Origin of the sequence: Leeuwenhoekiella sp. LLG6367-2.1, assembly GCF_045055775.1 — a bacterium.
In the GTDB taxonomy this organism is placed as follows: Bacteria; Bacteroidota; Bacteroidia; order Flavobacteriales; family Flavobacteriaceae; genus Leeuwenhoekiella; species Leeuwenhoekiella aequorea.
This window is the reverse complement of record NZ_CP159331.1, coordinates 1,817,916-1,838,679: the sequence shown is the minus strand read 5'-3', so window position 1 is coordinate 1,838,679 and position 20,764 is coordinate 1,817,916. Positions and strand designations below refer to the sequence as shown.

Genomic DNA, 20,764 nt, shown 5'->3' with positions numbered 1-20,764 from the left:
CGAAAAATCTATTATAGTTCTAGTGCTTTTAACACATTGTTATTCATCAATAATTCTTCTGGGTTTTCAAGAGCCTCTTTAACTGCTACTAAAAATCCTACAGACTCTTTACCATCAATAATACGGTGATCGTAAGAAAGTGCTACATACATAATAGGAGCAATTGCTATACCTCCATCTCGTACAATAGGACGCTCAACTATATTATGCATACCTAATATTGCAGATTGTGGAGGATTAATGATAGGTGTAGAAAGCATGCTTCCAAATACACCACCATTTGTAATAGTAAAGGTACCACCCGTCATCTCATCTACTGTAATCTGACCATCACGTGCTCTAAGTGCAAGACGTTTTACTTCAGACTCTACCCCTCTAAAACTTAAATTCTCAGCATTTCTTATTACCGGAACCATAAGACCTTTAGGTCCTGATACTGCAATAGAAATATCTTTAAAATCATAAGTAATCATCTCCTTACCATCTATCATAGAATTTACAGCAGGATACATTTCTAATGCGCGAACACAAGCTAATGTAAAGAATGACATAAAACCTAAACCTACACTATGTTTAGATTTAAAATCTTCTTTGTACTTATCGCGCAATGCAAAAATCGCCGACATATCTACTTCGTTGAAAGTAGTCAACATCGCAGTTTCATTTTTCACGCTTACTAAACGCTCTGCTACTTTACGACGTAACATAGACATTTTTGAACGGCTTTCTCCACGGCTTCCATTACCGGGAGTTCCCATAGATGGCTGTGCATTTACAGCATCTTCTTTAGTAATACGACCATCACGGCCACTACCTTTTACATCTTTAGCATCAATACCTTTTTCGTCTAAGGTTTTCTTAGCTGCAGGAGATGGAGTTCCTGTCGCATATGTTTTTGAATCCTGAGACTGGCTTGGAGTGCTTGACTTAGAAGGCTCTTCGGTTTTTGAATCACCTTTCTCGTTAGTATCAGCAGAATTTTTATCTTTATTACTTAATTCTTTTTCTGCATCACCTCCACTACCTTCATCTCCAGAAGCTTTTTTAGAATCTCCTCCTGGTTTAGGAGCATCAGTATCGATAAGACATACCACTTGCCCTACCGCTACAGCATCACCTTCTTCTGCTTTTAGCGTAATAATTCCGCTAGCTTCAGCCGGAAGTTCTAAAGTAGCTTTATCGCTATCTACTTCGGCAATAGCCTGATCTTTTTCTACATAGTCGCCATCTTCTACAAGCCACTGTGCTATTTCAACTTCTGTAATCGATTCTCCCGGAGAAGGGACTTTCATTTCTAAAGCCATAGTTCTATTTTATTAACTTTTATATGTTTACACTAGGGTAATAAAGTTGAATTCCTAATGTAAAATTTCTTTTTATTGGTTATTTATATTTTTATCAAAAACATCCTCGATGACTTTGTGATGTCTTCTCTTAAATCGTACAGAACTACCCGCTGCAGGCGCACCATAAAACTTACGGCTACAGATTCTGAATTTCTGTGCTTCTGGAAGATGCATTAATAAATGCCCGTAAGCACCCATATTGCGTGGTTCCTCTTGCGCCCATACAATATCATCTGCATTTTTATATTTATCTATTGCAGCCCGAATTTCATTTTTAGGAAGTGGGAATAACTGTTCTACACGTACAAGTGCAACATCATCTCTTTCTAATTCCTCTCGTTTTTCTAACAAATCATAATAGAACTTACCGGTAACAAACACTAAAGTCTTCACCTTATCTGCTTGTACAAAATCATCGTCAATGGTCATTTTAAAACTTCCATTTGCAAGTTCTTCTTTTGTAGAAACAACCTTTGGATGTCTTAATAGACTTTTTGGTGTGAAAACTATAAGCGGCTTTCTAAAATTTGTTTTTAATTGGCGGCGTAATAAATGATAAAAATTTGCAGGCGTTGTACAGTCTGCAACGTACATATTATCTACTGCACACAGTTGCAGATAACGCTCCATACGAGCAGAAGAGTGCTCTGCTCCCTGACCTTCATAACCGTGTGGCAATAACATTACCAGACCGTTTTGTAGTTTCCACTTATCTTCGGCAGCAGAAATATACTGATCTAGCATTATCTGCGCACCATTACTAAAATCTCCAAATTGAGCCTCCCAGATAGGTAATGTCTTTGGACTCGCCATAGCATAACCATAATCAAAGCCTACAACACCATACTCAGAAAGTAAGGAGTTGTATATATACATATGCCCTTGATCTCCTTTGAGGTTATTAAGCAACATGATTTCCTCTTCGCTTTCTTCTACCTTCGTAACTGCATGTCTATGCGAGAATGTACCACGCTCCACATCTTGACCTGTCATACGTACATCAAAACCTTCTTTTAGTAATGACCCATATGCAAGTAATTCTGCAAGTCCCCAATCAATTTTATTATCATCAAAATACATTGCGCGACGTCCCTCAATAATCTTCAAGATCTTGCGCATGAACTTTTTATCTTCAGGCAGTTTTGTAATTACATCTGCAATTTCAGTAAGCGCTTCAAGGTTAAAAGTTGTGTCTATAGGACTCATCATTTCTACCTCTGTAGCTTGCTCAAAACCTTCCCACTCATCCTGCATAATAGCAGTTATACGAGTAGTTTCTTCTTCTCTAGATTTCTCTAGTTTTTCTTCTAACTTTTCTTTGTATTCCTCTTCAAGTTGCTTCACATAGTTTTCATCTATGATCCCTTCTGCAATAAGTTTATTTGCATAAAGATCACGAGCATTATCATGCTTAGCAATTGCTTTATATAATTTTGGCTGGGTAAAACGCGGTTCATCACCTTCATTGTGACCATATTTTCTGTATCCCAATAGATCTATAAATACGTCACGCCCAAACTCCATTCTAAAATCTAATGCAAACAGAGATGCGTGCACAACTGCTTCGGCATCATCAGCATTAACGTGTAAAACTGGAGAAAGCGTCGTCTTTGCAACATCTGTACAATATGTAGATGATCGTGCATCTAGATAATTTGTTGTAAAGCCTATTTGGTTATTAATTACTATATGTATAGTTCCCTTAGTAGAGTATCCTTCTAATTGAGCCATTTGTATTATTTCATAAACAATACCCTGGCCTGCAATTGCCGCATCACCGTGAACCACTATAGGTAAAACCTGATTGGGTTTTTCTGCATGATGCAAATCTTGTTTTGCTCTAGCAATACCCTCAACTACTGCTCCTACCGTCTCTAAGTGAGAAGGGTTAGGTGCGATATTTATGTTTATTTCTTTGCCGCTATCTGTAAGACGACTTGAAGTCCAGCCTAGGTGATATTTTACGTCCCCATCAAAAACTTCCTGATCGTAATCTTTACCATCAAACTCACTGAAAATATCTTTAGCATTTTTGCCAAAAATATTTGTCAAGGTATTTAAACGCCCTCTATGCGCCATACCCATCACAAATTCTTTTACTCCAAGGTCTGCTGCTGCCTCAATAATCGCATCTACAGCCGGAATAAAACTTTCTCCACCCTCTAAAGAAAAACGCTTCTGGCCTACATATTTTGTATGCAAAAAGGTCTCAAAAGAAACTGCTTCATTCAGTTTTCTTAGAATTTTCTTCTTTACATCACTAGAGAACGACGGGTGATTATCATTGATATTAAGTTTATCCTGAATCCATTGAATTTCTTCAGGCTTACGAATAAACATATATTCTACACCTATAGATTCACAGTAAATCTTCTCTAAGTGATTTACAATTTCTCGTAATGTAGTTGTACCTATTCCTAAAATTTCACCAGCAGAAAACGTAGTATCTAAATCGTTTTCACTGAGACCAAAATTTTCCAACGCTAACGTTGGGGTATATTGACGTCTCTCTCGTACCGGATTTGTTTTTGTAAACAAATGTCCACGTGTACGATAACCATCTATAAGTTTTACAACCTGAAATTCTTTCTGAAGATTATCAGGCACTGAAACTGCTGTGTTTGTAGTTTTTACCTCAGCTGGAGTAAAGTCTGGTTGAACACCGCTTTCTTCCATACCAAAATCAAATCCTTGAAAAAATGCACGCCAACTAGGCTCCACACTATCAGGATGCTGTAGGTATTTATCGTAAAGTTCTGCGAAATATGCAGTGTTAGCTGCATTGAGAAATGAAAATCTATCCATTTTATAGTTTAAATCTGTCGATTTTTTAAGCAATAATTTGTCAAAAATACAATATTTCGCTGGCACAACGGCTTTGGTTTTCCAATTTTATGCTTATCATTAACATTTTAAAATTCAGATTTTAAGACCGTGTTAAAGTAGCACCTAATCAACCTTATTATTATGAAATTAATGAAGAACACTCTAGGTTTATGTGCGGTACTTTTTATGACGTGCCAGTTATTAACAGCACAAACACAAAGCACCTACTTCTGGGATAACGTCAATTTTGGCGGAGGTTTAGGTCTCAATTTTGGAAAAGAATATTTTGCCGCAAGCATCTCACCAAGTGCAATTTATAATTTTAACCCCTACTTTGCAGCGGGACCGGGCCTATCCTACTCTTATATTAAAGATGGAGATTTAAAATCATCGATTGTGGGCGGCAGTATTATCACACTTGTAAACCCGTTACCGGCTATACAATTCTCTGCAGAATTTGAAGAACTTTATGTTTCGCAAACTGCAAATTATGATGGAGGAAGTTTTGAACGTGACTTCTGGAATGCAGCACTTTTTTTAGGATTAGGATATCGATCTGGCTCGGTAACAATTGGAGCTAGATACAATGTCCTTTACGATGATAATGACGCAATTTACACAAGTGCAATTCAGCCATTTATTCGTGTTTATTTTTAAAAGAAACTTTTAGAAATTCGCGCTCCAAAATTAAAATAGCAACTTCTTCTGCAAGCTCATGAGCAAACTGAGCTGGAAGCTCTTTAATTCTAGTTTCAGAAACATCTATCGCATAAAGTAAATTGAGATATTTCTCAAAGTCTGAAATAATCACTTCATAAATACAAGCAACCAGATTACGGGAGAGTGCTTCGGGTTTATCTTCAGTGCTAAAATTTGAATCTATTCCCGCTCTTACAAAATCTTTGTTTAACTGATGTATCAAAGAATCGTAAAGCGATTGTTGTTTAGCTGATTTTAAAATAGCTAATGAAGCATCCATTCTTTTTATACTTTTCTACGCATCAATGCCTGTGCAAATTCACGTAAAATTTGTTTCTTTTCTCCCTTAACCTCTAACTCTTCTAGAGTATTGAGCGCTTTATTTGTATACAGTTCAATTTCATTTTGAATTGCTTCAGCAGCACCAGACTCTATAAAAAGTTGCTTAACCGTTTCTATTTTTCCAGAAGGGTCCTGCGGATTAATACTGTATAAATGACTTAGCTGAATACTGTGCGCCGGCTCTAATTTTTCTAATGCGGTTAAGTATAAGAAGGTTTTTTTATTTTCAATAATATCACCACCCACTTGTTTTCCAAATGTTTTTGGGTCTCCAAAGGCATCTAAATAATCATCCTGGAGCTGAAACGCAATTCCCAGATCTCGCCCAAAATCATAAATTTTATTGCAATTTGATTCTGAAGCATTAGCCACTACTGCACCCATTTTTAAGGCTGCACCTACAAGAACTGCGGTTTTGTACTCAATCATTTTTAAATATTCTGGCAATGTAACATCATCCCGAGTTTCAAAATCCACATCATACTGCTGACCTTCACACACCTCGATTGCAGTTTTACTAAATAATTTAGCTAGATTTCTAAAGGTTTCTCCGTCATAATTTTCAAATAGCTGATAGGCATTTATAAGCATTGCATCACCAGAAAGAATCCCGGTATTGATATCCCATTTTTCATGTACTGTTTCCTTACCACGACGTAATGGGGCATCATCCATAATGTCATCGTGTACTAATGAGAAATTATGAAAAACCTCAACAGCTAAAGCTGCGTCTAAGGCTTTTTTATAATCAGATTCAAATATATCTGCAGCCATTAAGGTCAACACAGGACGTAAACGCTTACCTCCCAGCTGCAAAATATACAGAATAGGGTCGTAAAGATTTTTAGGCTCTCTCGTCTTGATTTTTGTATTTAAATAGTCAATAAATACATCTGTGTATTGATCAATGCGCAACATACTTGAAAATTTTCGGCTAAAATACCACTCTCTTAGTTAACAGAACTCTCAATAATTCAGAAGCTTTATTTAAAACCAATGTTACCATTCTATTAAATTGATAAAAAACTTTGGAAACTAAATACGTTTTTAAAGTTTCCGAAGTATCTTTGCGCAAAATTATGAAAGCAGATATATTAAATACAGCAACAGAACTCTTTATCAAACAAGGGTTTAAAAGCGTCACAATGGATGATATTGCTTCACATATGCACATATCAAAGAAAACTATATATGCTAGTTATTCTCACAAAACAGAATTAGTATATGCTGTAGCACATCAAATGATGAGTGTTATTCAATGTGCCGTCACCCAATTAGTTGAAACTCAAAAAAACCCTATTCAAGAACTTTATGAGATTAAGAAATATGTAATAGAACATTTACATGGAGAGAAAACATCTTCTATACAACAGCTATTAAAATACTACCCTAAAATATTTAACGAACTTAAACTACACCAGTTTGAATTTATGAAGGGTTGTATGGAAAAAAATATCACTAAAGGAATTAATATGGGTCTGTTTAGAGACAATCTGGATGTAGAGTTTATTTCCAGAATGTATCATGTAGGCATGACAAATATTAAAGACGATAGTATTTTCCCTCACGAGAAATTTCCACACGCAAAATTGTATGAGATGTATCTAGAATATCATTTACGTGGAATCGTAACTCCCGAAGGCAGAAAAATTCTCAATCAAATAATTCACTCAAATCAAAACTAATGCAAAAAATCATTATCCTCTTAGTGTGTATTTTGGGGACTATAAATTATAGTCAGGCTCAAGATAGTACAGAGGTTCAAACCTATTCACTAAGCCTAGAAGACGCCATTATTTATGGCTTACAAAATAGTTATACTACAAAAAATGCACGCACAGATGTAGAGATAGCGCTCAAACAAAAATGGGAAATTATAGCTCAGGGATTACCGCAAATTGGAGGTGAGATTACCTATCAAAATCAGTTAATTCAACCTACTTCTTTTATTCCTGCTGTCGTTTTTGATCCTAGTGCAGATCCCGGAAGTTTTATACCAGTTCAGTTTAGTCAAAAGCAAAATGCTTCTGCAATTGCTACCTGGAATCAATTATTATTTGATGGTTCCTATATAGTAGGAGTACAATCTTCAAAAACGCTTCTTCAGATCTCTCAAAATGCTAAAGTAAAGACAGACTTAGAGGTGAAGCAGGGCATCATTGAAGCGTATGGCAATGTATTACTTGCCAGAGAGAGCGTTTCTATCCTTCAAAAGAACCTCAATACTCTTGACAAAAATCTTTCCGATACTCAAAAAATATTTGAGAACGGTCTTACCGAAGAGGAAGATGTTGAGCAATTACAAATTACTTTTCTTGGTCTAGAAACTCAACTTAACAATACAGTTCGTCAACTTGCAATCGCATATGATATGCTTAAGCTTACTTTAGGGATTTCCATAGACAGCAAATTAGAAGTTACAGACTCTCTAGAAGATCTCGCAATGCAGTATTATGATTTAAACTTGCTAACACAAAGTATAAGTCCTGAAAACAATATTGATTTTCGTATTGCTGAAGATCAAACGAATCTCGCCAGAACTGAAGTTAAACTTGAGAAAAGTAAAGCTTTGCCGCGCTTAAGCGCCTATGTAAATTATGGTACAGCAGGAGCAAGTAATTCATTTACATTTTTTGATGATGAACAGCGTTATTTTGAGCAATCTATTGTTGGAGTGTCTCTAAGTGTTCCCATTTTTAGCAGTGGTATGCGTGCTGCAAGAACGGCCCAGAAAGAACTTGCTTATAGAAAGAGCCTTGAAGATCTTGAGCAGACGCGTAATCAAGTTAAATTAGAAATTGCATCAGCTCGTAATGACTATCAATTTGCACTGGATAATTTTGCTACTCAAGAAAAAAACCTTGCGCTTTCAGAGCGTATTGAGAACAAAAATTCGATTAAATTTTTTGAAGGTATTGCCAGCAGCTTTGAACTAAGCGAGGCACAAACTCAATTATATCAAGCACAGCAAGACTATTTGCAAGCAATGTATGAAGTAATTGCAAACAAAGCAGCTCTAGAAAAAACCTTAGATACTACCACTTACCAACCACAACAAAATTAATACGCACTACTATGAAAAATATATTATCCTTACTTGTATTCACTACTATGCTAATTTCTTGTGGTGATAAAGAAGTAGATGTTGATGCGCTTATTGCATCTGGTGATATGCAGGCAATTAAAGAAGCTCAAACTCAACTAAAAGATGAGAATACTGCTTTGCAAATGAAGTTGAAAAAACTAAACACCGTTATTGATAATGCCGAAAAGAAAATTAACGGACCGCTCGTATCTACACAAAAAATAGGAGATACACTTTTTGATCATTTTCTTGAAATTCAAGGTAATGTTGAAACAAAGCAGAATATCGTAATAAGTGCAGAGTATAGCGGCGTGTTATCACGCGTATTTGTCAAAGAAGGTGACAAAGTTAAAAAAGGTCAAGTCTTAGCTCGTATAGATGATGGTGGTTTAGGTTCTCAACTCGCTCAATTACAAACACAAGCCGAACTTAATAAAACTACATTTGAGCGTCAAAAAAGATTATGGGATCAGAATATAGGTTCAGAAATTCAATACCTGCAAGCTAAAGCTAGTTACGAGGCTTCACAAAGTCAAGTAAATCAACTTAGAAGTCAGTTAGGTAAAACTACTATCACGGCTCCATTTGCAGGTACAATAGATCAGGTTTTAACAGAGCAAGGTTCTGCTGTTATGCCAGGTAAAGAACTTTATCGTATTGTAAACCTTAGCGATATGTATATTACTGCAGAAGTACCTGAAAGTTATTTAGGTACTGTAAGTGTTGGGAAGTCTGTAGAGGTTAATTTTCCTGTTTTAAATAAGAAGATAGACTCAAAAATACGCCAGACAAGTAACTTCATCAATCCGGCAAATCGCTCATTTACAATTGAAGTTGCGGTTCCTAATGAAGAAAAAAGTATTAAACCTAATCTTACCGCTAAGCTTAGAATTAACGACTATACAAGCGAAGATGCTATTCTAATACCATTAAGTGTAATCTCAGAGAATGCTGAAGGTGAACAATATGTTTATGTAGCTACTAAAGGTGAAGACAACACACTAGTTGCTAAGCGCGTGATAGTTGAAACTGGAAAAACACAAGGAGATTCTATAGAGATTCTATCTGGTCTGAATGCGAATGATGAAATCATCGTACAAGGTGCACGTAGCGTTCAAGACAATCAAGAGATTAGAATTTTAAATAACTAGTACGATGAGCGAAAAGAAAAGTAGCAAGAAAAAAAATCAGGTAGATAAAGAATTTGGCTTATCGAGCTGGGCGATTGACAACCCCACAGTTATTTATGTTATAATGGCTTTGCTCTTGGTTATGGGTGGTATTGCATATTATGTAATGCCCCGAGAGAGTTTTCCTGAAATTAATGAAACTAAAATCTATATCTCTGCTCCCTATCCCGGAAACACGGCCGAAGATGTAGAAAAATTAATTACAGATCCGCTTGAAGACCGATTAAAAAATGTTTCAGGGGTTACAGAAATTACCTCTACGTCTCAAGAGAACTATGCTTTAATTACTATTGAATTTGAAGACGATATTTCAGTAGAAAGCGCGAAGCAAGAAGTTAAAGATGAGGTAGATTCTGAAAAAGCAAACGAAGACTGGCCTACTTCTAATGGCGTAAAAGTCGAGCCAAATGTGTTTGACCTGAGTCTTTCTGAAGAACAACCTATTCTCAATGTTAATATACAAGGTAATTACCAGGTTCAGCAGCTTAAAAGCTATGGTGAATATTTACAAGATGAGATAGAAGACCTTCCAGAAATCAAAGAGGTTTCTATACGTGGAGCACAAGACAAAGAAGTTGAAGTAGCTGTAGATGTTACTAAAATGAATGCTGCTCAAGTAAGTTTTGATGATATTTTAAATACCATCAGAAATGGAAATATGACAATGGCTGCGGGTAATTTAATTACGAGTGGTCAACGTCGTACAATACGTATACTTGGAGAAATTGAGAAGCCTTCAGAACTTGAAAATTTTATCGTAAAATCTCAGAATGGAGCTGTTTACCTTAGAGATATTGCTAATGTAACTTTTAAAGAAGAAGACAAAACTACTTTTGCCCGTGAATGGGGAGAAAATGTAGTAATGCTTGATGTTAAAAAACGGTCGGGTAAAAACATGGTAGAAGCTGTTGAGAAAATCAAAGTGATTTTAGCAGAAGCTCAGGCTAATGAATTTCCGCCAGATGTAAAAATATCTACTGCAAACGATCAATCTGAAAAAACAATTAATCAGGTTAATGATCTTGTTAATAATATCATTTTTGGTATCATCCTGGTGGTGGGAGTTCTTACCTTCTTCCTAGGTTTTAGAAATGCATTGTTTGTAGGGTTTGCAATACCGATGTCGATGTTTATGTCATTTATGATATTAAATGCGCTAGGCTACACGATGAATACAATGATCCTGTTTGCCCTTATCATGGGTCTGGGTATGCTTGTAGATAATGGTATTGTGGTTGTAGAGAATGTGTATCGTCTTATGGATGAAGAGGGCATGTCTCGCATTGAAGCCGCTAAAAAAGGTATTGGCGAGATAGCATTTCCTATTATTATATCTACCCTTACTACAGTAGCTGCGTTCGTTCCGCTGGGAACCTGGCCTGGAGTTATGGGTCAGTTTATGATTTACTTTCCTATAACCCTCTCGGTTGTACTTGGTTCATCTCTTTTTGTAGCCATATTCATCAACTCCATGTTAGTGAGTAAATTTATGGATGTTGATCAGAAAATACTTACTAGAAAGCAACTCATACGATTAACGCTAGTTTTAGTACCATTAGGTGTTTTGATCCTTATAGTAGGTGGTGCAATTCGCGGTATAGGTTCTGTAATGATCGTTACGGCGATTATATTTTGGCTTTATAAATACAGTATTAAAGGTGCTGCAGAATATTTTCAGAAACGCACACTGGTATGGCTAGAAGAAAAATATAAATCTTTCTTAAGCTGGGCACTTAGAGGAAGAAAACCCTCACTCCTTGTAGGTGGTACTTTTATACTTCTTATTCTAGTTTTTATGGGCTTTGGAGCATCGGTAGGATCTCAGCGTACGAGTATTGAGTTCTTTCCAGATAATAAGCCAAATCAGATTATTGTTTATATAGAATATCCTGAAGGTACTGATATCTCAAAAACCAATGCTATTGCAAAAGATATTGAGAAGCGCGTATATTCAATTTTAAATGATGATAGTTATCTTAACGGAGATTTTAATTTTCTTGTAGAAAGTGCTGTATCGCAAGTAGGTGAAGGTGCAGGAAATCCACAAACAGATGGTGGTAGTACTGCAGAAATGCCGCATAGAGCAAAAATTACCGCAACCATGCGCGAATACAAATTCCGTAATGGTGCAGATTCTGAAGAATTACGTACAAAGATACAGGCAGAGCTAACAGATGCTTATCCGGGTGTGGCAATTTCAGTAGAAAAAGATGCAAGTGGCCCACCGGCAGGATATCCTATAAATATCGAACTTGAAGGTCCGGATTATGATGCTTTGATTGCGACTGCAGAAAATATGCGCAGTTTTATTAATTCGAGAAATATTCCCGGAATTGAAGAATTAAAAATTGATGTAAACCGAGCTAAACCTGCCATGCAAGTTGTGGTAGATCGTGAAAAAGCAGGAGCCTTAGGTGTTGCCAGCGGCCAAGTAGGTAATCAATTACGAAGATCGCTATTTGGTGAAAAAGCGGGTATATATAAAGAAGATGGTGAGGATTATGATATTAATGTTCGTTTTGAAGAAGACGATCGTTATAATACTTCTGCCCTTTTTGATCAAAACATCACATTTAGAGATGCTGCTACCGGCGTAATTAAAGAAATCCCTGTGTCTGCAGTAGCTACAAAAAAGAACACCTCTTCTTTTAGTGCTATTAAACATAGAGATACAAAACGTGTGGTAACTGTTTATTCTGGGTTAGCCCCCGGTTTTGTAGATGCGACAGCGGTGGTAACTAAAATACAGGCAGAAATGCAGTCATTTACTGCTTTACCAGATGATATTCATATTGATTATACAGGTCAAATTGAGGAGCAAAACAAACAGATGCAGTTTTTAATGGGTGCATTCTTTGGTGGTCTTGCATTGATATTTTTTATATTAATCTTCCAGTTTTCTTCAATATCAAAACCTACAATTATAATGATTGCAATATTCCTGAGTTTTATCGGGGTATTTGGAGGAATCTTGATAACCGGAGCATCGTTTGTAATTATGATGACGATGATGGGGATTATCTCTCTGGCAGGTATTGTAGTAAATAATGGGGTTGTACTTCTCGATTATACACAACTGCTTGTAGATCGTCGCATTGTACAGCTAGATCTTGATGATGATGCACTTCTTCCTAAAGATGAAGTTACAGCGATAGTTGTAGAAAGTGGTAGAGCGCGTTTACGACCGGTTTTACTTACCGCAATAACGACTGTTCTAGGTCTTATTCCGCTCGCAATAGGAATTAATATTGACTTTTTTGGCTTGTTTAGTTCGTTTGATGCCGGTTTCTATATCGGTGGGGATAACGTGATCTTCTGGGGTCCATTAGCCTGGTCTGTAATCTACGGATTAATTATCGCAACGTTCTTAACGCTTATCATAGTTCCGCTTCTGTATTTAATGGTTCATAAATTTAAGTTACGCATTCGCGGAACTAAAAATGAAGAATCTACAGAAACAGAAGTTCAACCTGAAATTACAGAGTAACGGTTAATTTATTTAAAAAAAATGCTGCCCAATGGGCAGCATTTTTTGTTTTAATCCAACTACAGCAACAACAGCTCAGCTAAATTTGATGATCAGCCACAACATTCAGTTCTAACAAACCTCTTATCTGTAAATAAGAATTTAAAACTAATGCTTATTCAGTTTTGAATTGACTTATCTACTAAACAAGCTAATACCCACAATACTGTTTAAAAATTGAACAAAATAAATTTAGATATATGCATTCTAAATTTAATAATATGTTGAATTCATTAAATACACAATCCAGAAATTATCAAATTCTAAACTATCTTCTTCAAATACTAAATAATATACAATTGGTTTAAAAAAACTATACTTTGTAATTCTTAGTAAGATAACTTCTTAAATTTGCACTTCAAATAAATCACAATGTACAGAACGCATAATAATGGGGCCTTACGTGCCGAACATATAAATTCAACTGTAACTCTTGCCGGATGGGTACAAAAATCTCGAGATAAAGGTTTTATGATCTGGGTAGATCTACGTGATCGTTATGGAATTACACAGCTTATATTTGATGAAGAGCGCACTCCTAAGGAAGTAATGGAACTCGCTAAAACTCTGGGTCGCGAATTTGTAATTCAAGTGACTGGTACTGTGATTGAGCGCGAATCTAAAAACCCTAAAATGCCAACTGGCGACGTTGAACTTTTAGTTGAAAAGCTAGAAGTACTAAATCAAGCCAAAACTCCTCCTTTTACTATAGAAGATACTACAGATGGTGGGGAAGATTTACGTATGAAATACCGCTATTTGGATATTCGTCGTAATCCGGTAAAAGAGAAGCTAATATTTAGACATAAAGTGAGCATAGCTGTTCGCAATTATCTTTCTGTAAAAGATTTTATAGAAGTAGAAACACCTTATTTAATAAAATCTACTCCAGAAGGAGCTCGTGACTTTGTTGTTCCTAGCAGAATGAATGAAGGACAGTTTTACGCATTACCACAATCACCACAAACGTTTAAGCAATTGCTTATGGTAGGTGGTATGGATAAATACTTTCAGATTGTAAAATGCTTTAGAGATGAAGATTTAAGAGCAGACCGTCAACCCGAATTTACTCAGATAGATTGCGAGATGGCTTTTGTTGAGCAAGAAGATATCTTGAACATATTTGAAGGCTTAACAAAGCACCTGCTTAAAGAAGTTGTAGGTTTTGAGATTGAAAACTTTCCGAGAATGACCTACGATGAAGCGATGTCTAAATATGGAAATGATAAACCAGATATTCGTTTTGGGATGGAATTTGGAGAATTAAATGCCGTTGCTCAACACAAAGAATTTAAAGTATTTAATGATGCAGAACTTGTTGTAGGGATTGCTGTTCCTAATGGTGGCAGCTACACACGCAAGGAGATAGATAAATTAATAGACTGGGTAAAGCGACCTCAAGTGGGAGCATTAGGAATGGTCTATGTAAAGTGCAATGAAGATGGGAGTTTTAAATCTTCAGTAGATAAATTTTATGATCAGGAAGATCTGGCTAAATGGGCAGAGGCTACAGGTGCAAAACCTGGAGATTTAATTTGTGTGCTTTCTGGCGAAGCTTCAAAAACACGTACCCAATTAAGCGCGCTGCGTATGGAGCTCGCAACTCAATTAGGCTTACGTAAGTCTAATGAATTTGCACCATTATGGGTAGTAGATTTCCCACTTCTAGAATGGGATGAAGAAACGAGTCGTTATCACGCCATGCATCACCCATTTACGTCTCCTAAACCGGGACAAATGGAATTATTAGATACAGATCCCGGCGCTGTAAAAGCAAATGCTTACGATCTCGTATTAAACGGAAATGAAATAGGTGGAGGTTCTATACGTATTCACGATAAAGAAACTCAATCTAAGATGTTTGACTACCTGGGATTCTCTAAAGAAGAAGCACAGGCGCAGTTTGGGTTCCTAATGGATGCTTTTCAGTATGGTGCTCCTCCACACGGTGGTCTTGCCTTTGGGTTAGACAGATTAGTTGCTATTTTAGGCGGACAAGAAACTATACGTGATTTTATTGCTTTCCCTAAGAACAATGCAGGTCGTGATGTAATGATTGATGCACCCGCAAAAATTGATGAAGCGCAATTAAAAGAACTGAATTTAAAAGTTACTTTATAAATTCAATCTATAAGTAAATCAAAAAGGGAAACTCGAAAGAGTTTCCCTTTTTTGGCTTTCTATAAAATATAAAAACCCGGACTCAACAGTCCGGGTTTTTTATTGGCAATCAAATAAATTCTTATAGGCTGCTGTAGTTTGACCATCCAGCGAATGCACTTACATCTGCACCTGTAGCAGTTGCATTAGTTGAGATTAAAGATGCAGTAACGTTAGTACCATCAACGTTATTTACGATAAGGTTTGTACCAAAAGTAAAGTTAGCGTTTGTGAATTCTAAATCACCACTTACAACTTCTTGCAATTGGTTGTTTAAGAAAATTACAGTTTCAACATTAGTAACAACAATGTTATTGAAGATACCACCAGTTCCTTGCTTTAAGTCAAAAGCAGCTTTTCCTGAACGGTTACTACCTCTTACAGTAACATTGCTTACTGTAGCTTTAGATCTTGGGCTAGCGTTGTTTTCACCACTTCTGTTAGCTAATTCAAAAGCAAAGTCACCTACACCATCATACTGATATAATACAGCATTGTCGATAGATCCTCTAAAACCTTCATCCCAGTCGATAGAATCATCTTCCATACCTACAGCAGATAAATTTTTTGCGTTTACAGTTCCTCCGTAAAATTCAAAACCATCATCAGCTCCTTCAAAAGCCTCACAGTTTTCTACGATAGTTCCGCTACCACAAGCGAAGAAAGAAAATGCATTAAATTCAAATTCACCATCAGATGAAGCTTGACCAGCATATTCAACACGTACATATTTTAATGAACCAGAGCTATCGCTATCATCAGTACCACCGTAAGGAAATTGACCAGCTTCTGAGTTTGAAGTTCCTCCTGGAGCATTCATACGAGCTTTACCGTGAAGTACAAGACCTCCCCAGTCACCATCACCACCATCTGCATTTTGATTTTCAGATGTAAAAACAATAGGATTGTTTGCATCACCGTTAGCGATAAGCTTTCCGCCTTGCTTCACAAATAATACGTTAACACCAGCTTCTTGATCTGCAGCTGTAACAGTAAAAGTTGTTCCCGCTTCAACAGTAAGCGTAGCACCATCTTCAACGCTTACAGCGCCTTTTAAGGTATATTGTCCCGCAGGAACTAAAAGATCTTCTGTAATTTGACCCTCTAATACAGTTCCTTGTAATACTCCTTCATTTCCAGTTCCTGGATCTACCGGAGAATCATCATCACCACAAGATACTGCTACTAATGAAGCAGCAATAAAGGCTGTTTTTAAAAAATTTAATTTCATAATTTAAAGATTTATTGAGTTTCGAGTTAATTAAAATTTATAAGACACTGTTGCACTAAAATTCACACCTTGATTAAATTGCTCTATCACATTAGAGAATCGCTCAGGGAATCGTACAGTTGCAGTTGGGTCTTGGGTAAATAAAGTTTTTTCGTTAAGTATGTTCAATGCACGCAGTTGAACACCTATTTTATCATTGAAACTTGTGTTCCAAGAAATGTCTAATTGATTTATAGGCTTTTCATAAATCTCATCTGCTCCTTCTACACCTACAGCATAAATACGCTTACCATATGTGTTGAAAATGAAGTTTACCGAAGAGTTTACTTTGTCTGAATCTAAGAACTTGTATTCAAAATCTGCATTTATACCCCAGTCTGAAGCTCCTTGAAGTTTACGGTCTAGATTAGTTACAGCAGCAAATTCTGGATTACCTTCTTCTGCAGTTGCATTTGAACTCATTATGATTGCGTTTACTCCTAAACTAAAGGGATCAAAGCTTTCATTATCAAAACGCTCACCAAGACTAAGTCTTGCCTCAAGCTCAATTCCGTATATAGTAGCTTCGTCAAAGTTTCCAAATTTTGTACGGTAACCTACAGAGGTTGCTTCTGCTAAACGCTCAATAGGATCTTTGATGTATTTACCAAAAACAGTTGCTGAAAGTAATTCTGACGAACTTAAGAAATACTCATATTTAAAATCAAGATTGTAATTTTTTGAGTTTTCTAAATCTGGGTTACCTATCACCTGGTTACCATCACCATCCTGGTAAACAGTAGGTAATATCTCACGAAGTCTAGGGCGTGTTACCGTCTGTGATCCTGCTACACGTAAGTTTGTTTTATCGTTTAATGTGTACTTAACATTGAACCAGGGGCTAGCAAAAATCGGATCGTATTGTAATGATAAGAACTCATCATTTATAGAATTTAAAGGCTCTCTATAAAGGATTTCTCTAAAAGCATATTCCCCACGTACACCTACATTCACAAATAATTTATCCCACTCTTTTGAGTAATCTAGGTAAAATCCGTTTACATATTGATTTATAGTACTTGTTGCTGCAGGGTCTGCTGTGTTTGTATAAAATAAATACCCTTCTGCAAATCCTGTTTCAAAAAATGACTGTGGATCGTTTGTGTCTAAATTAGGTAAAGGCTGCGTAGAAGAAGAGCGCTCACCTACATTTATAATTCTATTAAAAAAGTCGTATTCAATTAAATCTACATTGTATCCTACACGCAGATGTGATAGGTAACGACCTTCTGCATCATCATAATTTAAACCTAACTTATACTCTACTTTACCATTGATATTTGTGTTTTCTAATTCCTGATAAAATTTAAAAGGATTAATACCATTTGTAGTAATGTACTCTGCATCTTCTCCAGATCCTGCTGCTCTTAATACGCGTCTGTCTGGAATGTTGTTTTTACCTAAACCTAATGAGCTTGCAAAAGATATTTCATGTTTTTTATCATTCCAGCTGTAGTCTCCTAATAACTGAAAAGATATAAGATCATTCTGCGTGTATTTTATATCTCTAATATAAAAATCTTCATTGTTTAACTGCGTGAACCCGTCATTTAAACCTTGAGCTTCTCTTATGAAATTAGAAGTATTCTGAAGATATATAGTATTAAATTTTAAATTCAGGTTATCTCCATAATCATAATCAAGAGATAAAATACCTGATTTTTGAGTAGAGTACTCATAGTTTGTAGTACTAAAATCTTGTTGTGCTGTACCTTCTGAGTTTAATGCACGCTCAACTCCTTCATTAATCTGATAGTCATTTCTGAAGTTAAGACTAAAATAAAATGCTAATTGATGCTTATCGGTATCAACTAAACCTTGCCCGTGAGAAATACCAAATCGTGTAGATAATGGAGCTGTAGATCGCTCTGGAGTCCAAGAAGTATTAAATAAATCTGCAGATTCTGCAGAAGTTGCTGTATACCCTCTACCTACATTTTTACCAAAAACTCCTGGTAAATTTCTACCTGACCCTGTATACCCGAAGTATTCTGAGCTTCCGCTGTCGTCTGTACTAAAGTCTTTAAATGTCGTATTTGTATTTAATCCTGCTCCAAAACTCACCACTGTTTCCGGCTTCTTTGGAACACTTTTAGTATTAATTTGGAAAGTTGCTCCAGCAAAATCCTGGTATAATGCGCCATCAAATGTTTTAAATACATCAACGTGGCTTACAATATTTGTTGCTATATAATTTAATGGTATAATCTTATTGTCTGGATCTGAAGATGCTATAGGAAGACCATTCATTAATAAGAAGTTATATCTGTCATCCAGACCTCTTACAAAAACACCTCTGTTTTGAACATTTGTGATACCAGATACTTTACTTAGACCCTGCTGAACGTTTGTTACTGCTTTTCTAGTCAATTCTTCTGCACCAATGCTTTGTTTAATTTCTATAGACTTTTTCTGATCTAATAGTAAAGCAGACTCACGCTCTCTACTAGTTTGAACTTGTATAATTACTTCGTCAAGTGCTGCAGCGCTAGCTCCTAAAGCGGTGCTAACATTTGTAAACTTATTTGCTTCAACTTTTACCCCGGGAACAGTTACCGGCTCATAACCCACAAAGCTAAATTCGATGTCATAAGTTCCTACAGGAATATTTTCAATGATATATTTTCCATCAAAATCTGTCGTAGCACCTTTTGTAGTTCCTTTTATTACTACGTTAGCAAAAGGTAGCGGCTCATTATTAACCTCTTTATCACTTAAAACCCCTTCAATTGTTCCAGTTTGTCCCCAAACAATTGCCGAAAACATTAAAATGACAACACTTAAAAAACTTTTCATTTATATATTTATTTATCGCTGCAAAGATGTCGTTAAAGAATAGCTGGGGAGTTAATCCATTGTTATCAATTCGTAAGCTAAGGGTTACATCATGGTTAACTTAATGTTAACTAGAATACGCAGCCATTGTAAATCATCAACTTATAATTTCACAAAAAATGTATCTTGCTGAAAATTGAACACTATGATGAACTGGGAGCAATTACTGTCTCTAAAACGTCAAGGCGATGCTGCAAAACGCTTAAGAATAGAGCAAGATGATACCCGATTGGGCTTTGAAGTCGATTATGATAGAATTATATTTTCGGCACCTTTTAGAAGTTTACAAGATAAAACACAGGTAATTCCACTTTCTAAAACAGATTTTGTTCACACCCGACTTACTCATAGTATGGAGGTTTCAGTCGTGGGACGTTCATTAGGAAGAATGGTTGGTAAGCGTATACTAGAAAAATATCCGCATCTCGAGCAGATACACGGCTATCAGTTTAACGATTTTGGGGCAATTGTTGCCGCAGCTGCATTAGCCCACGATATAGGAAACCCGCCTTTTGGTCACTCTGGTGAAAAAGCAATAGGCGAATTTTTTAAAACCGGTTATGGTAAACGTTACAAAGAGGCTCTTACCGAAAAAGAATATCAAGATCTCATAACCTTTGAAGGGAATGCAAACGGATTTAAAGTATTATCCCAAACCAAGCCTGGAGCACCAGGTGGTTTACGACTTTCCTACGCGACATTGGGAGCTTTTACAAAATACCCTAAAGAATCGCTACCTCACAAACCTACAGATCATATATCTGACAAAAAATACGGTTTCTTTCAATCTGAAATAGATTTGTTTGAAGATGTCGCTTCAGAACTCGGCTTGCTAAATAGGTCTAACGAAAATGATTTGAGCTGGTCAAGACACCCACTCGCATTTCTTGTTGAAGCCGCCGATGATATTTGCTACACAATTATAGATTTTGAAGATGGCATCAACTTAGGATTGATTCCAGAAGAGTACGCTTTAGAATACATGGTAAAACTGGTAGGTAACACTATAGATCGCAATAAATACAACGCGCTTCAAGATACTGCAGATCGTGTAAGCTACTTGCGTGCATTAGCTATAGGAACGCTTATTAATGAAAGTGTAGAAACTTTTATGAAATATGAAGAAGAAATTCTAGCAGGCACATTCAGTCAGTCAATAATTGATAAAAGTGCTTATCAAGCTCAAATAACCGATATTATAAATTTAAGCATTAATCGCATCTATAATAGTAGAGAAGTTGTAGAAAAAGAAATTGCAGGGTATGAGATTCTATCCACTTTATTAGAAGCGAGATGCAGAGCTTTAGATAATAACGACACGCATTATAATAAACTTATTCAAAAATTATTGTCTCCGGCAGATCAATCTGACAAGAGCCTTTACACCAATCTTATTCAGATTTGCGCAGAAGTCTCTACAATGACAGATGGTAAGGCGTTACGAAACTACAAGAAAATTAAAGGTTTAGATGTAAAATAAGTTAG

13 protein-coding genes are annotated in these 20,764 nt (G+C 36.2%); 7 read left to right on the top strand and 6 right to left on the bottom strand.

Annotated features, from left to right (window positions below; all coding sequences use genetic code 11):
• Positions 1-11: 11 nt before the first annotated feature.
• Both odhB and ABVM53_RS08375 read right to left on the bottom strand, forming a co-directional pair.
• Positions 12-1,304, bottom strand: a complete 1,293-nt coding sequence (gene odhB / locus ABVM53_RS08380) for a 2-oxoglutarate dehydrogenase complex dihydrolipoyllysine-residue succinyltransferase (protein WP_405325036.1) — start codon at positions 1,302-1,304, stop codon at positions 12-14.
• A 72-nt stretch (positions 1,305-1,376) separates the two neighbouring features.
• Positions 1,377-4,151, bottom strand: a complete 2,775-nt coding sequence (locus tag ABVM53_RS08375; protein ID WP_405325033.1) for a 2-oxoglutarate dehydrogenase E1 component — start codon at positions 4,149-4,151, stop codon at positions 1,377-1,379.
• Between the two features lie 162 nt (positions 4,152-4,313).
• On the opposite strand from ABVM53_RS08375, the gene ABVM53_RS08370 reads away from it, so the two are divergent.
• Positions 4,314-4,829 carry a hypothetical protein gene (locus ABVM53_RS08370; protein ID WP_405325030.1) on the top strand — a complete coding sequence of 172 codons (516 nt, stop codon included), beginning with the start codon at positions 4,314-4,316 and terminating at the stop codon, positions 4,827-4,829.
• Here ABVM53_RS08370 and ABVM53_RS08365 read toward each other — a convergent pair.
• The gene (locus tag ABVM53_RS08365; protein WP_405325027.1) at positions 4,810-5,151 is read right to left on the bottom strand and encodes a hypothetical protein; all 342 of its coding nucleotides are present in this window, start codon (positions 5,149-5,151) and stop codon (positions 4,810-4,812) included. The genes ABVM53_RS08370 and ABVM53_RS08365 overlap by 20 nt on opposite strands.
• A 5-nt stretch (positions 5,152-5,156) precedes the next feature.
• Positions 5,157-6,131 (bottom strand): polyprenyl synthetase family protein, encoded by a 975-nt coding sequence (locus tag ABVM53_RS08360; RefSeq protein WP_405325024.1) that lies wholly within the window; start codon positions 6,129-6,131, stop codon positions 5,157-5,159.
• A 161-nt stretch (positions 6,132-6,292) separates the two neighbouring features.
• Here ABVM53_RS08360 and ABVM53_RS08355 point away from each other — a divergent pair, with 161 nt between their 5' ends.
• The 5 genes from ABVM53_RS08355 (at position 6,293) to aspS (ending at position 15,135) form a co-directional block, all read left to right on the top strand.
• Entirely contained in the window at positions 6,293-6,898 is a 606-nt protein-coding gene (locus ABVM53_RS08355; RefSeq protein WP_405325021.1) for a TetR/AcrR family transcriptional regulator, read from the top strand.
• Complete coding sequence (locus ABVM53_RS08350) at positions 6,898-8,277, top strand: TolC family protein (protein WP_371455199.1); 1,380 nt, start codon at positions 6,898-6,900, stop codon at positions 8,275-8,277. Before ABVM53_RS08355 ends, ABVM53_RS08350 begins: the two co-directional genes overlap by 1 nt.
• 11 nt (positions 8,278-8,288) lie before the next feature.
• Entirely contained in the window at positions 8,289-9,449 is a 1,161-nt protein-coding gene (locus ABVM53_RS08345) for an efflux RND transporter periplasmic adaptor subunit (RefSeq protein WP_405325018.1), read from the top strand.
• A 4-nt stretch (positions 9,450-9,453) separates the two neighbouring features.
• On the top strand, positions 9,454-12,975 hold the full coding sequence (locus tag ABVM53_RS08340; RefSeq protein WP_405325015.1) for an efflux RND transporter permease subunit: 3,522 nt from the start codon (positions 9,454-9,456) through the stop codon (positions 12,973-12,975).
• Positions 12,976-13,386: 411 nt separating this feature from the next.
• Positions 13,387-15,135, top strand: a complete 1,749-nt coding sequence (aspS, locus tag ABVM53_RS08335) for an aspartate--tRNA ligase (RefSeq protein WP_405325012.1) — start codon at positions 13,387-13,389, stop codon at positions 15,133-15,135.
• A 121-nt stretch (positions 15,136-15,256) separates the two neighbouring features.
• On the opposite strand, the gene ABVM53_RS08330 is transcribed toward aspS, so the two are convergent.
• Both ABVM53_RS08330 and ABVM53_RS08325 read right to left on the bottom strand, forming a co-directional pair.
• Positions 15,257-16,405, bottom strand: coding sequence for a multidrug transporter (locus ABVM53_RS08330; protein ID WP_371455203.1), 1,149 nt, complete (start codon positions 16,403-16,405; stop codon positions 15,257-15,259).
• 30 nt (positions 16,406-16,435) lie between these two features.
• Positions 16,436-19,240 (bottom strand): TonB-dependent receptor domain-containing protein, encoded by a 2,805-nt coding sequence (locus ABVM53_RS08325; RefSeq protein ID WP_371455204.1) that lies wholly within the window; start codon positions 19,238-19,240, stop codon positions 16,436-16,438.
• Positions 19,241-19,424: 184 nt separating this feature from the next.
• On the opposite strand from ABVM53_RS08325, the gene dgt reads away from it, so the two are divergent.
• Positions 19,425-20,759 (top strand): dGTP triphosphohydrolase, encoded by a 1,335-nt coding sequence (dgt, locus tag ABVM53_RS08320; protein ID WP_405325008.1) that lies wholly within the window; start codon positions 19,425-19,427, stop codon positions 20,757-20,759.
• The last annotated feature ends 5 nt before the right edge of the window (positions 20,760-20,764 follow it).

What these genes read in the sequence shown, in the direction of transcription:
- odhB (WP_405325036.1), bottom strand. Translation starts at nt 1,304, where the DNA reads ATGGCTTTAGAAATGAAAGTCCCTTCTCCGGGAGAATCGATTACAGAA.
- ABVM53_RS08375 (WP_405325033.1), bottom strand. Translation starts at nt 4,151, where the DNA reads ATGGATAGATTTTCATTTCTCAATGCAGCTAACACTGCATATTTCGCA.
- ABVM53_RS08370 (WP_405325030.1), top strand. Translation starts at nt 4,314, where the DNA reads ATGAAATTAATGAAGAACACTCTAGGTTTATGTGCGGTACTTTTTATG.
- ABVM53_RS08365 (WP_405325027.1), bottom strand. Translation starts at nt 5,151, where the DNA reads ATGGATGCTTCATTAGCTATTTTAAAATCAGCTAAACAACAATCGCTT.
- ABVM53_RS08360 (WP_405325024.1), bottom strand. Translation starts at nt 6,131, where the DNA reads ATGTTGCGCATTGATCAATACACAGATGTATTTATTGACTATTTAAAT.
- ABVM53_RS08355 (WP_405325021.1), top strand. Translation starts at nt 6,293, where the DNA reads ATGAAAGCAGATATATTAAATACAGCAACAGAACTCTTTATCAAACAA.
- ABVM53_RS08350 (WP_371455199.1), top strand. Translation starts at nt 6,898, where the DNA reads ATGCAAAAAATCATTATCCTCTTAGTGTGTATTTTGGGGACTATAAAT.
- ABVM53_RS08345 (WP_405325018.1), top strand. Translation starts at nt 8,289, where the DNA reads ATGAAAAATATATTATCCTTACTTGTATTCACTACTATGCTAATTTCT.
- ABVM53_RS08340 (WP_405325015.1), top strand. Translation starts at nt 9,454, where the DNA reads ATGAGCGAAAAGAAAAGTAGCAAGAAAAAAAATCAGGTAGATAAAGAA.
- aspS (WP_405325012.1), top strand. Translation starts at nt 13,387, where the DNA reads ATGTACAGAACGCATAATAATGGGGCCTTACGTGCCGAACATATAAAT.
- ABVM53_RS08330 (WP_371455203.1), bottom strand. Translation starts at nt 16,405, where the DNA reads ATGAAATTAAATTTTTTAAAAACAGCCTTTATTGCTGCTTCATTAGTA.
- ABVM53_RS08325 (WP_371455204.1), bottom strand. Translation starts at nt 19,240, where the DNA reads ATGAAAAGTTTTTTAAGTGTTGTCATTTTAATGTTTTCGGCAATTGTT.
- dgt (WP_405325008.1), top strand. Translation starts at nt 19,425, where the DNA reads ATGATGAACTGGGAGCAATTACTGTCTCTAAAACGTCAAGGCGATGCT.